At 74.3% G+C, this 14,369-nt stretch carries 13 protein-coding genes; 2 read left to right on the top strand and 11 right to left on the bottom strand.

Annotated elements, in window-relative coordinates:
• Positions 1-218: 218 nt before the first annotated feature.
• The 5 genes from ACNTMW_RS25405 to ACNTMW_RS25385 all read right to left on the bottom strand — a co-directional run bounded on the left by ACNTMW_RS25405 (position 219) and on the right by ACNTMW_RS25385 (position 6,492).
• A complete protein-coding gene (locus ACNTMW_RS25405; protein ID WP_426636315.1) occupies positions 219-2,729 on the bottom strand; it encodes an ABC transporter permease in 2,511 nt (836 codons plus the stop codon).
• 5 nt (positions 2,730-2,734) lie between these two features.
• Positions 2,735-3,520 (bottom strand): ABC transporter ATP-binding protein, encoded by a 786-nt coding sequence (locus ACNTMW_RS25400; protein ID WP_426636314.1) that lies wholly within the window; start codon positions 3,518-3,520, stop codon positions 2,735-2,737.
• Between the two features lie 173 nt (positions 3,521-3,693).
• A complete protein-coding gene (locus ACNTMW_RS25395) occupies positions 3,694-4,371 on the bottom strand; it encodes a response regulator (RefSeq protein WP_426636312.1) in 678 nt (225 codons plus the stop codon).
• Positions 4,368-5,624 carry a sensor histidine kinase gene (locus ACNTMW_RS25390; RefSeq protein ID WP_426636311.1) on the bottom strand — a complete coding sequence of 419 codons (1,257 nt, stop codon included), beginning with the start codon at positions 5,622-5,624 and terminating at the stop codon, positions 4,368-4,370. Before ACNTMW_RS25390 ends, ACNTMW_RS25395 begins: the two co-directional genes overlap by 4 nt.
• 142 nt (positions 5,625-5,766) lie before the next feature.
• Positions 5,767-6,492 (bottom strand): zf-HC2 domain-containing protein, encoded by a 726-nt coding sequence (locus ACNTMW_RS25385; RefSeq protein WP_426636310.1) that lies wholly within the window; start codon positions 6,490-6,492, stop codon positions 5,767-5,769.
• Positions 6,493-6,574: 82 nt separating this feature from the next.
• Here ACNTMW_RS25385 and ACNTMW_RS25380 point away from each other — a divergent pair, with 82 nt between their 5' ends.
• Complete coding sequence (locus tag ACNTMW_RS25380) at positions 6,575-7,135, top strand: sigma-70 family RNA polymerase sigma factor (protein WP_426636309.1); 561 nt, start codon at positions 6,575-6,577, stop codon at positions 7,133-7,135.
• Between the two features lie 99 nt (positions 7,136-7,234).
• On the opposite strand, the gene ACNTMW_RS25375 is transcribed toward ACNTMW_RS25380, so the two are convergent.
• The 4 genes from ACNTMW_RS25375 to ACNTMW_RS25360 form a co-directional block, all read right to left on the bottom strand.
• Complete coding sequence (locus ACNTMW_RS25375; RefSeq protein WP_426636307.1) at positions 7,235-8,122, bottom strand: hypothetical protein; 888 nt, start codon at positions 8,120-8,122, stop codon at positions 7,235-7,237.
• A 42-nt stretch (positions 8,123-8,164) separates the two neighbouring features.
• Positions 8,165-9,694 carry a glycoside hydrolase family 3 protein gene (locus tag ACNTMW_RS25370; RefSeq protein ID WP_426636305.1) on the bottom strand — a complete coding sequence of 510 codons (1,530 nt, stop codon included), beginning with the start codon at positions 9,692-9,694 and terminating at the stop codon, positions 8,165-8,167.
• Positions 9,695-9,871: 177 nt separating this feature from the next.
• Positions 9,872-10,693: a pectate lyase gene (locus ACNTMW_RS25365; RefSeq protein ID WP_426636303.1), complete on the bottom strand. Its 822-nt coding sequence runs from the start codon at positions 10,691-10,693 to the stop codon at positions 9,872-9,874.
• Positions 10,694-10,861: 168 nt separating this feature from the next.
• Positions 10,862-11,980, bottom strand: coding sequence for a glycosyltransferase family 9 protein (locus ACNTMW_RS25360; RefSeq protein WP_426636302.1), 1,119 nt, complete (start codon positions 11,978-11,980; stop codon positions 10,862-10,864).
• 119 nt (positions 11,981-12,099) lie between these two features.
• Here ACNTMW_RS25360 and ACNTMW_RS25355 point away from each other — a divergent pair, with 119 nt between their 5' ends.
• A complete protein-coding gene (locus tag ACNTMW_RS25355) occupies positions 12,100-12,333 on the top strand; it encodes a hypothetical protein (protein WP_426636301.1) in 234 nt (77 codons plus the stop codon).
• 53 nt (positions 12,334-12,386) lie between these two features.
• On the opposite strand, the gene ACNTMW_RS25350 is transcribed toward ACNTMW_RS25355, so the two are convergent.
• Both ACNTMW_RS25350 and ACNTMW_RS25345 read right to left on the bottom strand, forming a co-directional pair.
• Positions 12,387-13,565, bottom strand: coding sequence for a zinc-dependent alcohol dehydrogenase (locus tag ACNTMW_RS25350; protein WP_426636299.1), 1,179 nt, complete (start codon positions 13,563-13,565; stop codon positions 12,387-12,389).
• Positions 13,562-14,254 (bottom strand): SRPBCC family protein, encoded by a 693-nt coding sequence (locus tag ACNTMW_RS25345; RefSeq protein ID WP_426636298.1) that lies wholly within the window; start codon positions 14,252-14,254, stop codon positions 13,562-13,564. The genes ACNTMW_RS25350 and ACNTMW_RS25345 overlap by 4 nt, the downstream gene beginning before the upstream one ends.
• Between the last annotated feature and the right edge of the window lie 115 nt (positions 14,255-14,369).

Here is a 14,369-nt window from a genome sequence, read left to right as displayed (position 1 = left end):
ACCGTTCGGTGGATGCGGATGTCGCAAGATTAGCCGACTGTGCGCCGAAGTCAAGTCCGCTGCCCACACTCCCGCCTCGACCGCTCCCGCCCGGCCCCGCCCGGCCCGCCATGATCGTCGCAACTTCCGGGAAGTTGTGGCCTCGGGCTACCCCTATGACCACAACTTCCCGGAAGTTGTGCCGATCTTGGCGGGGCGGTCGGCGGGCCGATCTGCGGCTACTCGGTGCCGAGGGCCTCGACCACCGGCCGGCTCACGGCGCGGCGGGCCGGCAGGACCGAGGCGGCGAGCGCGGCCACGGCGGCGACCCCGAGGATCAGGGCCAGCCGGCCCCAGGGCAGCGCCACCGCGAACTCGCCGCCCAGGCTGTTGAGGAAGCCCACCGCCCCGGCGCTCGCCGCGGTACCCAGGCCCATCCCCAGCAGCGCCCCGACGCCCGCCATGAGCACCGCCTCGACGGCGAGCATGGTCCGCATCCGGCCCCGGGTCAGGCCCACGGCGCGCAGGACCCCGTTCTCCCGGGTCCGCTCGACCACCGACAGCGTCAGCGTGTTGGCCACCCCGACCAGGGCGATGACCACGGCCAGTCCGAGCAGCGCGGTGACGAACGCCAGCACCGTGTCCACCGTCCCGGTGAGCATCTTCTTGTACGCGGCGCGGTCCATGAACGACACCGTCGGGTAGTTCGTGACGACCGACTCGATCGCGTCCCGGGCCCGCTGGCTGGACACCCCGGCGGCCGGGTCGATGGCCGCCACGTGGCCCGTGATGTCGGGGAACACCACCGAGAAGTCGGCATCGGACAGGGCGACCGTGTGCCCGGCCGGTACCCCCAGGGCCGGGTCGACCGGATCGGTGGTGCCGTCCACCACCGCGACGATCCGGAACTGCCGGCCGGCCACGGTCACCGTCGAACCGACGTGCAGGTCGCGGTCGCGGGCGAGCGACCGGTACGCCAGCGCGGTGCCGGTACCGAGCTTCGCCACGTCACCGGAGTCCACGTGCCGGAGGTTGTCGCCGACCAGCCCCGGATCCGCCGAGACCACCTGTACCTGGTCGGACACCGTCTCGCGGGGCCGGAACACCAGGCCCAGTTCGCGGCGGGCCCGCAACTCGTCCACGAGCGACTGCGGCAGGCTCCCGCCGATCCCGGTCACCAGGTAGTCGACGCCCACCTGCTTGTCGACGCTGCGCTCGATGCCGTCCTTGACGCTCTGCGCGCCGACCACGAAGGACGACACCAGACCGATGCCGATCACCAGGGCCGTCGCGGTCGCCGCGATGCGGCGGGGGTTGCGCACGGCGTTGGAGACGGCCAGGTTCGCCGTGGCACCGAGCAGCCGGCGGACCGGCCAGCCGAGGACCCGTACCAGCGCGGGGACGAGGACCGGGCCGAACATCGCGATGCCGGTGAAGGTGAACACGGCGCCGGCGCCGACGACGGCGATGCTGGAGGACCGTCCGGCCGCCACGAGCGCCACCACCCCGGCCGCGAGGCTGACGGCACCTGCGCCCAGGCGCAGCCACCCCGCGGGGCGCGCGGTCTCCACCGCCGCGTCGGACAGCGCGGCGACCGGCGGGACGCGGGTGCCGCGCCAGGCCGGTACGAGCGCCGCGGCGACCGTGATGGCCGTACCGAGCCCGACCGACAGGACCACCGTGGACGCGGCGAGCACCGGCCCGCCCTCGATCGGCAGCCCCATCGAGCGCAGCAGCGCCTGCATACCCACGGCGATGCCCGCGCCGACGGCCACCCCGGTGAGCGACGCGACGGCGCCGACCACGGCCGACTCCAGCAGCACCGACCGGAACGCCTGGCCGCGGGTGGCGCCCACCAGCCGCAGCAGCGCGGTCTCGCGGGTCCGCTGGGCCAGCACGATCGTGAACGTGTTGGCGATGACGAACGCGGCGACCAGGACCGAGATCGCGGCGAACAGCAGCAGCATCATGTTGAACTGCCGGATGTCGCGGACGGCGTCGTCCAGCGCGTCGTCGAGTACCTGCTGGTGGGTCTTGACGGTCACGCCGGCGCCGACGGCGGCCCTGACCTTCGCGGCCAGGCCGGTGTCGGAGGTACCGGGCCGCGCGGCGACGACGATGCGGCCGTACTCCTTTTCGCCGGTGACGGTACGGGCGTCGGAGCCGACCAGGCCGATGAAGGCGCCCCCGAAGTCCTTCGAGGTGCCGGCGACGTCCACCACGCCGACCAGGGTGTACGGCGCGGCCTGGCCGCCCTGGCCGCCCACCCGGACGCTGGCGCCGACCGTGAACTTCTGCTTGTCCACGGTACGGGTGTCCAGCACCACCTCGCCGGCGCGCTGCGGCAGCCGGCCCCGGGCGATCTTGTACGACTGCAGGGCGGGGTCGGTCGGCAGGCTGAAGACCAGCGAGTACCCGAGGACCGGCCGGCCGTTGCTGCCCAGGACGCCGCCGGCGCCGCTCAGCTCCCCCTCGGCGGCGCGCACCCCGTCGACCGCCCGTACCTTCGCGACGGTCGCGTCGTCGAGGTGGGGCCGGTCGTCCGGGTCGGACGGCCCGTTGTCGGCCGGGTAGACGGCGACGTCGGTGTGGCGGTCGAAGGTGCCGGCCTTGGCGTACGAGGCGGCCCGCAGGCCGTCGGTGAACATCAGCGTGCCGGCGATGAACGCGACGCCCAGCACGATGGCCAGCGACGACAGCGCCAGCCGCAGCGCGTGCGCCCGCAACGAGCGCAGAGTCAGTCTCACCATCCCGGTCACCGGCTCTGCTTCGCGCTGGCGGCAGCGGCGGTGTCGAGGCCGGCCATCACGTCGAGGACCTTCTCGGCGGTCGGCTCGGGCAGTTCGCGCACGATCCGGCCGTCGGCCAGGAAGACCACGTGGTCGGCGTGCCCGGCGGCGACCGGGTCGTGCGTCACCATGATCACGGTCTGGCCGAGGCTGTCCACCGCCTCGCGCAGCAACCGCAGCACCTCGGCGCCCGACCGGGAGTCGAGGTTGCCGGTCGGCTCGTCGGCGAACACCACCCAGGGCCGGGTCACCAGGGCCCGGGCGATCGCCACCCGCTGCTGCTGACCGCCGGAGAGCTGGCTGGGCCGGTGGGACAGCCGGTCGGTGAGCCCGACCGCGGCGACGATCTGCCGGTACCAGGCCGCGTCCGGCTTGCGGCCGGCGATGGCCTGCGGCAGCAGGATGTTCTCGGCGGCGGTCAGGGCCGGCAGCAGGTTGAACTTCTGGAACACGAAGCCGACGTGGTCGCGGCGCAGCAGGGTCAGGCGCTTGTCGTCCATGCGGGTGATCTCGGAGTCGGCGATGTGGACCGACCCACCGCTGGGCCGGTCCAGCCCGGCCAGGCAGTGCATCAGCGTCGACTTGCCGGAACCCGACGGGCCCATGATCGCGGTGAACCGGCCCGGGGCGAAGTCGACGTCGACGGAGTCGAGGGCGGTCACCGCGGCGTCCCCGGACCCGTAGACCTTGGTGAGGCCGCGGGCCGCGACGGCGGCACTGGTACGCAGCGGCGGTGGCGAGACGGCGGACACGTGTACTCCCTGCTCAAAGGCGGTTTGTGTGACGTGTACCGACGCTACGGCCGCGGGCCGGCGGATGATCTCCACCGAGGCTCTCGATCTGCGTCGTTCCGAGGTCGTGACCCTAGGGCGCAACCCCTACGACCTGAGTCGTAGGCCCCGCTCGGGCAGGTCGTAGACCCCGCTCAGGTACCCGGCGTGACCAGGCCCGTCTCGTACGCCAGCACCACCGCCTGGACCCGGTCGCGCAGCTCCAGCTTGGTGAGGATCTTGCCGACGTGGGTCTTCACGGTCGCCTCCGCGACGTACAGCCGGGCGCCGATCTCGGCGTTGGACAGGCCCTGCGCGACCAGCAGCAGCACGTCCCGCTCGCGCTCGGTCAGCAGCTCCAGCCGGGGATCGGTACGGGGCCCCGCACCGAGCTGGTCGGCGAACCGGTCGAGCAGCCGGCGGGTGATGCGCGGCGCCACCACGGAGTCGCCGCTGGCCACCACCCGGATCGCGGCCAGCAGTTCCTCGGGCGGGACGTTCTTGAGCAGGAAGCCGCTCGCGCCGGCCTGCAACGCGGCGAACGCGTCGGCCTCGGTGTCGAACGTGGTCAGCACGAGGACGCGCGGCCGGCCGGCCACCGTGGCCCGATCCGGATCCTGGCACAGCCGCCGGGTCGCCTCGACCCCGTCCATGGTGGGCATCCGGATGTCCATGACGACGACGTCGGCCTCGGCACGGGCCAACACGCGGAGTGCGTCGGCGCCGTCGATGGCCTCCCCGACGACCTCCATGTCCGGCTGGGAGCCGAGCACCATCGTGAATCCGGCCCGGACCAGCGCCTGGTCGTCCACGATCACCACGCGGATCGTCATGCCGTCGTCTCCTCCTCGGGTTCGGTGCGGCTCGACGGTAGCGGCAGCCGGACCGCCACCTCCCAGCCCCCGGCCAGCCGCGGGCCGGCGTGGAAGCTGCCGCCGTACACGGCGACCCGTTCCCGCATGCCGACCAGGCCGTGGCCGCCCGACGGCGCGGGCCTGCCGACGGGGGTGCCGCCGCCGTCGTCGGTGACCCGTACGCCGATCTCGCCGGCGTGCGAGTAGTCCAGGACGAGATCGACCGTGGCGCCGGTACCGGCGTGCTTGAGCGCGTTGGTGAGCGACTCCTGCACCACCCGGTAGACGGTCAGGTCCAGCCCGGCCGGCAGGGCGGCCGGCTGGCCGGCCTGCCGGTCGCGGACCACCAGCCCGGCCGCACGGGACCGGTCGAGCAGCGCGCCCAGTTCGCCGAGCGCCGCAGGGCGCCGCCCGTCGACCGCGCGGGTCGCGGCGGGCGGCTCGACTCCGGCCGCGTCGACACCGGGCGCTCCGACCCCGGCCGGCTCGGCGGGTGCCGCGTCGCGCAGGACGCTGACCAGCCGCCGCATCTCCTCCAGCGCATCCCGGCCGGTCTCGGCGACCGTCTTGACCGCGGCACGGGCGGTGTCCGGGTCCCGGTCGAGCATGTACGTGGCCCCGTCCGCCTGCACGATCATCACCGCGAGGCTGTGCGCGACCACGTCGTGGAGTTCCCGGGCGATCCGGGTGCGCTCCTCGGCCACCGCCGCGCGGGCCTGGGCGTCCCGCTCCCGTTCGAGGGTGGTGGCCCGCTCCTCCAGGCTGAGCACGTACAGCCGGCGGGTTCGAAGGTTCATCGCGACCAGCCAGAACGCCCCCATGACCAGCGCCTCGAACATGAGGGTGGCCCACCAGACGCCCCGCGGGTGCCGGGAGTCGAGCGCTGCGCCGGCCAGCACGACGACGCCGGCCACGATGCCGTCGCGCAGCCGGGCGGCGTACTTGACGACGCTGTACATGGCGATGAGCACCGCCACATCGAAGCCCTGGGACGCCCCGCCGATCAGGGTCTGGACCAGGGCCAGCGCCGCCACCACGACCCCGACCAGGGTCGGGCGGACCCGCCGGAACAGCAGGGCGCCGGCCATGGCCAGGCCGATCAGCGTCAGCCACGGGCCGATCGGCCGGGTCTTGATGGCCGCCACCGCCAGCAGCGCCACCCCGGCGGCGAGGGCGGCATCGAACGCGACGCCGCGCAGGGGCCGGCCGAATGCGGTGCGTGCCATGGACACGCAGCTTAGAAGAGGCCACCGCCGCCGTGCCGGACCTCGGCCAGGCGCGGATCACGCGTTGCCCGGTCGGCCGGCACGCCACCCCCGGTCGGCCGGCACGCCCCGGTACGTCCGGCGATGCGCCCCGGCACGTCCGGGCGCGTCAGGCGGCCGCGCGCGCCGGGTCGCCCGGTCCCGGCCGGTCGGCCGCCTGCTGCCGGGCCCCGGGGTACAGCCGCCCGAGAGCGAAGATCAGAACGGTCTGGAGCAGCGTGCCGAGGTGGCCGACGAGCTCGTGCAGGACGGTCACCCGGTGCTCACCGATGTCCAGGCCGCTAGTGGCGATCAGGCACACCGCCAGCACGACCGCGATCGGGGTGTACGCGCGGGCCAGCCTGGGCTGGAAGGCCGCCAGCAGGAACGCCGCCGCCACCGCCGCGGCGAAGGCACCGACCTCGTGGCTGGCGTGCGCGTCGGCGCTGATGCCCAGCATGACCGGCATGATGTCGAGCAGTTGCATCGCGGCGACCGCGGCGACCGCGGCCTGCAACAGCCGCATCAGGGCCTGCCGGCCGGGGGCGCCGAGGCGCCGGTACCCGCGCCGGCCGGACGCGACGAGTCCCCGCCCGGCCGGCGGCGCGGGTACCGGCCTGGCCCGGTCGGCGGCGACGGCCGCGAGGATCGTCCGGGTGAGGTCGGGTACCCGGGCCGGTTGCAGCCGGACCAGCCGGGTCACCTGCTCGGCCCGGCGAAGCCAGTCGGCGCAGGCGGGGCAGGTGTCGAGGTGCGAGCCCAGCCGGTCGGCCGGCACGCCGATCGGTTCGCCGTCGAGACGTGCGGACAAGGCCAGGCGCGCCTGGTCACAGGTGAGGGCGAAATGGGCCGTCATGCCCGGGTAGTCGCCGGACCGGCGGGAAAAGTTCCCGGCCGGGGATCCGCGGTCGGCGCCGGGCCACGTACAGTCAATCGGCGTGAGCGTTGACCGGAGGCCCGGAACGGACGAGTCGACCGACCCGACAACCCGGTCGCTGCTGGCCGCTCGCGCCGGGGACCCGGCGGCGGCCACCGCCTTCGTGCGGTCCACCCAGGCCGAGGTCTGGCGGTTCGTGGCCGCGCTGGTCGACCGGGACGCCGCCGACGACCTCACCCAGGACACCTACCTGCGGGCGTTCCGCGCGCTGCCGGAGTTCGCCGGGCGGTCGACCGCCCGGACCTGGCTGCTGGGCATCGCCCGCCGGGCCTGCGCCGACCACATCCGCGCGCTCACCCGGCTGCGACGCCTCGACCGCCGGCTGGCCGCCCAACCCCGGCCCGGAAGCGTCCCCGACGCCGCGGGCCTGCTCGCCGCCGATGACCTGCTGCGGGCCCTGCCCGACGACCGGCGCAGCGCGTTCGTGCTCACGCAGGTGATCGGCCTGTCCTACGAAGAGGCGGCCGACGTCGAGCAGGTGCCGGTGGGCACGATCCGCTCCCGCGTCGCGCGGGCCCGCACCCAGCTCGTCGAGGCGGTCCGGGCCGCCCGCGCCGGCTGACTGCCGCGGCTACCGCGGCTCGCCGGCTGACTGCCGCGGCTACCGCGGCTCGCCGGCTGACTGCCGCGGCTACCGCGGCTCGCCGGCTGGCTGCCCCGGCTACCGCGGCATGCCGTCGTTCCCCTCCGGGTGGCCGGATCTTCTCCCCGGGCGGCCCAGACAGCCGATCACCACCAGGGCGAGCCCGACGAGGTACAACGCGCTCGCGACCGCCGCGGCCGGCTGGAGCACGGACTCCGCGCCCACCCGGACCCCGAGTTCGACGAATGACGGGACGGTGCGGTCGACGTCGAGCGGGTACGCGAACAGCGTCTGCACGCCGACGAGCGCCAGTGACCCGCCGACCAGCGTGGTGGGTACCACCATGAGCGCCAGGCCCGGCCCCGCCAGTGCCCCGGCGCCGGCGCGCTGCCCGGCCAGGACGGCCGCGGCGAGCGCGATCCCGAGCACCAGCAGCGCCGGTACCAGGCCGCCGAGGTTCTCCCGCAGGCCGTCACCGCCCGGCAGCCCGCGCATCCCGTAGCCGGAGGTGACCAGCAGGTAGCCGAGGTATCCGTACCCGAGCAGCGCGGCGCCGGCCGCCACGGCGCCGAGGCGCGGCCGGCGGCGCGGTGGCAGCGCGACGACGGCGGCCGCGAGACAGGCGTACGCGAGCAGGACCGGCGCCGCCCGCCACAGCCCCTGGCCGAGCAGGTCCGGCCACGACGGCGGCGGTTCCGTCGACACCATCCACGCCATCGGCCCCGGCGACCGGTAGCGGGCCAGGTCGACGGCCGTGCGGGCGGTCAGCACGGCCACGCCGGCCAGCAGCGGCCAGCGGACCCCGGGGCGGGCCGTACGACCGGCGAGCGCGGCGTAGCCGGTGAGCGCGGCCAGCGCGACCAGGCCGGCCTGCAACTCCAGCTTCCGCTCCGCGATCAGTACGCCGAACACCTGTACCGGTGCCGCCGCCCCGAACAGCGCCAGCAGAGCTCCCCGTATCCGCACCGCCGGATCCTGTCACGGCCGGGCCGGTCTCCGCCGCCCCGTTCAGGCGCGGCCGGCGAGTACCTCGGCCGCGGCGAGGCCGTTGGCGCGGCTGGCGCCGTAGGTCGCCAGGTACACCCGGCCGGTACGGACGGCCGGTACGCCCATCTCGACCACGACCGCGTCCGGGCGGGCCGCGAGCAGTACGCTCAACGCCCGCGTCATCCACGGGTGGCGGTGCGCGTCGCGGACCACGAGGACCAGCGGACGGCCGGCGGACGGGGCCAGGGCGATCTCACCCAGGCGGGCCGCGTCGGGGAACTCGTCGGCGGTCACCCGTACCGACGTGGTACCGGGGAGCAGCCCGCCCAGCGGCTCGGCCAGGCCCCACGGCGTCTCGGGCCCGATCGCCATGTTGCCGGGCGCCACGAACTCGACCACGTGCGGCGCGCCGGCCAGGGGCAGGGTGGCGGCCGCCGCGTCGCCGTTCAGCCGGACCGCCCGGCGGGCGGCGGCGAGCCCGAGGGGCACCGCGTGCCCGTTGGCGTAGCCGTTCGCGGCGGCCCGCGACGTCCGGGTGGTGGACGCCCACCGGGCCAGCCGCCGCACCCGCTCGGCCGCGTCGGCCAGCCGCTCCTCGGGGAGGGTACCGGCGGTCACCGCGTCCACGATCGCGTCACGCAGCGCGGCGGCGGACGCCTCGTCGGCGGTCTCGCCGCCCACGCAGATCGCGTCGGCCCCGGCGGCGAGCGCCCGGACCGTGGCGCCGGCCAGCCCGTACGGCTTCGCCACGGCGGCCATCTCGATGCCGTCGGTGATGATCAGGCCGTCGAACCCCAGGTCGCCGCGGAGCACCTCGATCAGCATCCGGCGGCTCACCGTGGCCGGCAGGTCCGGGTCGACGGCGGGCACGTACAGGTGCGCACTCATGATCGCCTGGACCCCCGCCCCGACCGCCGCCCGGAACGGCAGCAGCTCGCAGGCGAACAGTTCGTCGCGGGTCGCCTCGATCACCGGCGCGGCATGGTGTGAGTCGACGCTGGTGTTGCCGTGGCCGGGAAAGTGCTTGGCGCAGGCGGCGACGCCGGCGGTCTGCAGGCCGCGTACCCAGGCGGCGGTGTGCCGCGCGACCAGGTCGGCGTCGGAGCCGAAGGAGCGCACCCCGATGACGGGGTTGTCGGCGTTGGAGTTGACGTCGGCGTCCGGCGCGTAGTTGAGCGTGACGCCCACCGCCGCCAGTTCGTACCCCAGCTCGCGGGCCACCGCCTCGGTGAGGGCGGGGTCGTCGACGGCGCCGAGGGCCAGGTTGCCGGGGCGGGAGCTGCCGGTGCGCGACTCCAGCCGGGTGACGTCACCGGCCTCCTCGTCGATGGCGACGATCACGTCGGGGTTCTCCGCGCGCAGCGCCGCGGTCAGCGCGGCCACCTGGGCCGGGTCGACGATGTTGCGACTGAACAGCGCGACGCCGCCGAGCCCGTCGGCCAGCCGTCGGCACACCCAGGCGGGTGGTGTGGTTCCGACGAAGCCCGGCTGCAGTACCGCGTCGGCGAGCCGCAGCAGGTAGGCACTGCGCTGACCAGTCATGGGCGACATACCCCCGAAGTCCCGGTGGGAGCGCTCACAGTGCCCCCGGTCCTAGGAATGCTCACATCGAGGTGCCCAATAGTCAAGAAACTTTCCAGTTGTGGGAGGCCGGACGCGCGGGGTTCGCGGTGGCGCCGCCCCACGAACCCCGCTCACCAGGAGACTTCGCCCGCCGGCCAGCGTCCCCTACCTGTAGGTGATGTCCGACGCCGAGTACAGGCAGTTGGTACTGTCCGGTCCGGTGCCGGCCTTGGGCGGTTCGGCGCCGGTGTTGTTGCCGGTGTACTTCTGGCAGATCACCAGCTTGTGGTTCGGGTCGCCGTAGATCGTCACCTTCGACAGCCGCGCGGTGTCGCCGTAGTTGCTGTTGACACCCACGAGCGCGCTCTTGCCGGCCTGCGCGATGACGTTCTGCACCACCACGTCACGCCGGCCCTGGTAGTTGCTCTTGCAGTTGCCGCAGGACCGGTACAGCTTGCCGAAGTCGTCGACGAAGAAGTTCCGGATGACGTAGGTACCGGGACCGTTGTGCTGGAAGACCTTGTCGGCGGCCTTGCGCGCGCCACCCCCGTCGATCGTCATGACCGACCCCGCCGGGGCGCTGCCCTCCAGGGTGGCGGCATCCTCCCCGACGTCCTCCCACCAGACGTTCTGCAGCGTGCAGGTGCCCTTGCAGTGCACGCCGTCGGCGCCGGGGGCACCGATGATCACGTTCTTCAACGTGGCGCCGTTGTTGAGGGTGAACACCGGCTTCTGACTCTCGCTCGACGTCCCGTCGCCGAGGCCGACCGGGACGTACCGCTTCAGCCCGCCGTCGAACGTGCCGGAGACGGTACGGGTGGCGGTGACGTTCTCCTGGCCGGTGGCGGCCGGGAAGGTGACCGGGGCGGTCGCCAGGACGGTCGGGGCCGGGGCGGTCGCCGCCGAGGCGGTGCCGGCCACCGTGCCGGCCAGCGCTCCGGCTGCCGCCACGGCGACGACGAGCACCCTTGTCGCCGGTCGTCTCATCAGCATGCTCCTCTCCGCTAGGAAAACGCTTTCCTGGCCAGCGAGAGAAACATACCGCAGAATTGATAACCTTGGATATATTTTCACATGATCGTGAAGACTTTTCGGGGCCAGGGCCACGGCGTCAGGGCCACGCAGAGCCTTCACGGTCACGGAGAGCCGGCGGGCTCAGCGGCCCGGCAGGGAGACCGGCACCCGATCCCGGCGGTACGCCGCGAGCAGGTCCAGCGCCTCCGCCGCCACCTCGGCGACGGGGATGTCCGCGACGAACGACGGCGAGTGCCGGCAGCCTGTACCACCGGCGCGCTCGGGGTAGAGGTCCCGGGTACAGTCCAGGCCGCACTCGGGGCAGTGGATCGTCCACGAGATCAGCGGCCGGTGCCGCCGGCGCTCCGGCGACGCCGCGTTGATCATGTTCCCCACCCAGAACAACCCGACGGTACGGGTACCGACCGCCGCCGCCAGGTGCAGCGGCCCGGTGTCGTTGGCGATGACGAGCGCACAGTCGGCCAGCAGCCCGGCGAGGCCGGGAACGGTCAGCTCGTCGACGACCGCGCGGGCGGGCTGCCGCATCCGGCCACACACCTCGGCGACGATCGCGCGCTCGGGACCGGTACCCGTCACGACGACCTCGACGCCCGCCGCGGCGAGCGTGTCGCCGACGGCGGCGAACCGCTCCGCCGGCCAGCGCCGCCGGCGGTCGCTCGCGCCCGGGTGCAGCACGACCCGGGGCCGCTCCGGCAACCCCAGCAACGACCGGGCCTGCGCGCGGTCGTCGTCGGTCAGCTCGAACACCGGGGTGTGGGTCACCGGCGGGGCGCCGACCAGGCCCACCACCTCCAGATACCGGAACACCTCCGGCTGGTAGTACACGTACGGGATCCACCGGTCCAGCGGCGGCGCGTCCACCTCCCGAAGCCCGGCGGTCACCCGGGCGCCGAGCGCCCGCACGATCGGGTTGCTGTTCCGGCCCCCGCCGTGCAGTTGCAGCGCGATGTCGAACTCCTCCCCCATCGCCCAGCGGTAGAAGGCGTCCAGCTCGCCCGGCGGACTGTCGCCGCCGCGCACGCCGGGTACGGCCGGCACGACCGCCACATAGTCGATCGGCCCGGGGCGCCCGGACAGGACGCGGGCATGCCACGGCGCGCCCAACAGGGTGACCTCGGCCCCGGGATAGGCCGCCTTCAAGGCGTACAGGGCCGGCAGGCTGAAGATGTAGTCGCCCAGGGCGTTCGCCCGCAGGACGGCGATCTTCCGGACCGCGCGGACGGGATTGAAACCGGTCATGGCTGGCACGGCGCGTGCGCTACCCCGGCTTCGGCCCGATTAACCCGCAACCGGCGGGTTCTTGTGATCTTGCGGAGGGCCGGTCGTTTCGCGCTCTCCCGACCGGGTAGCCCGTCATCATGAGCTTGGACGCGTTTCTCGACGACGTGTATCAGTACCACGGGCAGGAACGCCTGTCGCGCGACGAGATCCATCGCGCGGCGGTCGCCGCCGAACTGCCGGCCGACCAACTCGCGATCGTCGACGGCCTCCCCGAGGGGGAGTACGCGCAGGACGAGGCGTCCGAGGCGCTACGCCAGGTACCCGACCTGCTCGGCGAGGGCGAACCCGGCGACCGGGCGGGCAGCGGCTGAGCCGGTGACGCCCCCACCCGGGCGGTTCACGCCTGCGGCCGGAAGGCCGCGGTTCACGCCTGCGGCTGGAAGACCACGCGCAGGCAGCCGTCGGCCCTGCGCCGGAACAGGTCGTAGCCGCGCCCCCCGTCGGACAGCGGTATCCGGTGCGTGGTCAGGTACCCGGCCGAGAGGTCGCCGCGGGCCATCCGGTCCAGTACCACCGGCAGGTACCGCTGCGCGGGCTGCTGCCCCGAGCGCAGCGTGAGCCCCTTGTGCATGAGCGCACCCAGCGGGAACCCGTCCGCGGTACCGGTGAAGGCGCCGACCATCGCGACCGTACCGCCCTTGCGGCACGCCTGGACCGCCGCACGTACCGCGCTGGGCCGCTCGGTGGGCCGCGCCCCCACCACCCGCCTGGCCCGGTCGTACGCGCCGGCCAAGCCGTCGCCGTCGGCCTCCATGCCGACCGCCTCGATGCAGGCGTCGGGCCCGCGGCCGGCCGTCAGCTCGCGCAGCGCCTCCTGCACGTCGGTGCTCCGGTAGTCCAGAGTGTCCGCTCCGATGGCGTCCCGGGCGGCGGCGAGCCGGTCGGGGCACCGGTCGATCACGACCACCCGCACCGCGCCGAGCACCAGGGCCGCCTGGGCGGCCAACTGTCCCACGGCGCCGGCCCCCCACACCGCCACCACGTCACCGTCGTGGACATCGCACAGTTCAGCGGCCATCCAACCGGTCGGCGCGGCGTCCGAGGCGTACACCGCGGTCTCGTCGGGCACGTCCAGCGGTATCCGGTAGATCCCGTAATCGGCGAACGGCACCCGCACGTACTCGGCGTGGCTGCCGGCGTACCCGCCGGTCAGCATCGACGACCCGAACACGGCTCCCGGCGAGTGTCCCCACAGCCCCTCGGCAACGTCGGCGTGCGGGTTGGTGTTGTCGCACAGCGCCCACTGGTCGGTATCGCAGTACCAGCAGCCGCCGCAGCCGATGGTCGCCCCGACCACGACCCGCTCCCCGACCGCCACGGTACGCACGTCCGGACCGGTCTCCACGATCTCGCCCACGAACTCGTGGCCGAGGATGTCGCCCGCACGCATCGCCGGTACGTACCCGTCGATCAGGTGCAGGTCCGAGCCGCAGACGCTGCTCGCCATCACCCGCACGAGCGCGTCCCGGGAGTCCTCGATCCGGGGGTCGGGCACGGTCTCGACGCCGACCCGGTTCACCCCCTCCCAGCAGAGCGCCTTCACGCCGGACCTCCCGACGGCCGGACCGGCGCGGCGGCCGGTGACCGCGGCGTCGCAGGTTGCCGCGCGGTGGGCTGCTGCGGCGCGGTGGACTGCTGCGGCGCGGTGGCCGGTTCGGGCGGCGCGGCCCGACCGCTGGGCCCCTCGACCGTGATGACCTCGCCGGTCTCAATGATCTGCTTGGCCCTGCGGAGGACGCCGGTCAGCGCCCGGTCGACCTGGCGGGCGGTCACCGGGCCGATCGCCGGGTCGACCGGCCGCGCGTACTCCAGGAAGAGCCGCACCTCCGTACCGCGCCGGCCGGGCGCCTCGCGGAACTCGACCCGCCCCTCGTGCGGGACAGGTGCGTCCTCGGCCCGCCAGACCAGCAGCCGCTGCGCCTCGTCGACCAGGAGTTCGACCACGAATTCCCGCGACGTACCGCCCGGCTCCGCCACGACCCACCGGGAGCGCCGGTCGTCGACCTCGTCGACCCGTACCACGTTCCCCACCGCCCGGGCGATGGTGGGCAGGTCGCGCCAGAACGCGTACACCTCGGCCGGTGACCGGTAGATGGTGGTGGCCCGCAGGTACGCGCGGCGGTCATCGCCGTGGTCCGGCCGGGCGGCCCGGCGTACGAACCGCACCCCCAGGATGCCCACCGCACCGGCGGCCGCGCCGAGCGCCAGCCGCCGCCAGAGTCGAGTGTTCACGCCGTCGCCCACCTCCGGTCGCGGATCGCGTCCGGAGGGCCTACCCACCCCCGGCCCGGCTAACCGGGGGCACCCGGGACCCGACCGCGCGGGGCGGGGCGCCCGTCGGGGTGGC

Source organism: Planosporangium spinosum, from assembly GCF_049999945.1.
GTDB classification, from domain to species: Bacteria; Actinomycetota; Actinomycetes; order Mycobacteriales; family Micromonosporaceae; genus Planosporangium; species Planosporangium spinosum.
This window is presented reverse-complemented; position numbering and strand designations above follow the sequence as displayed.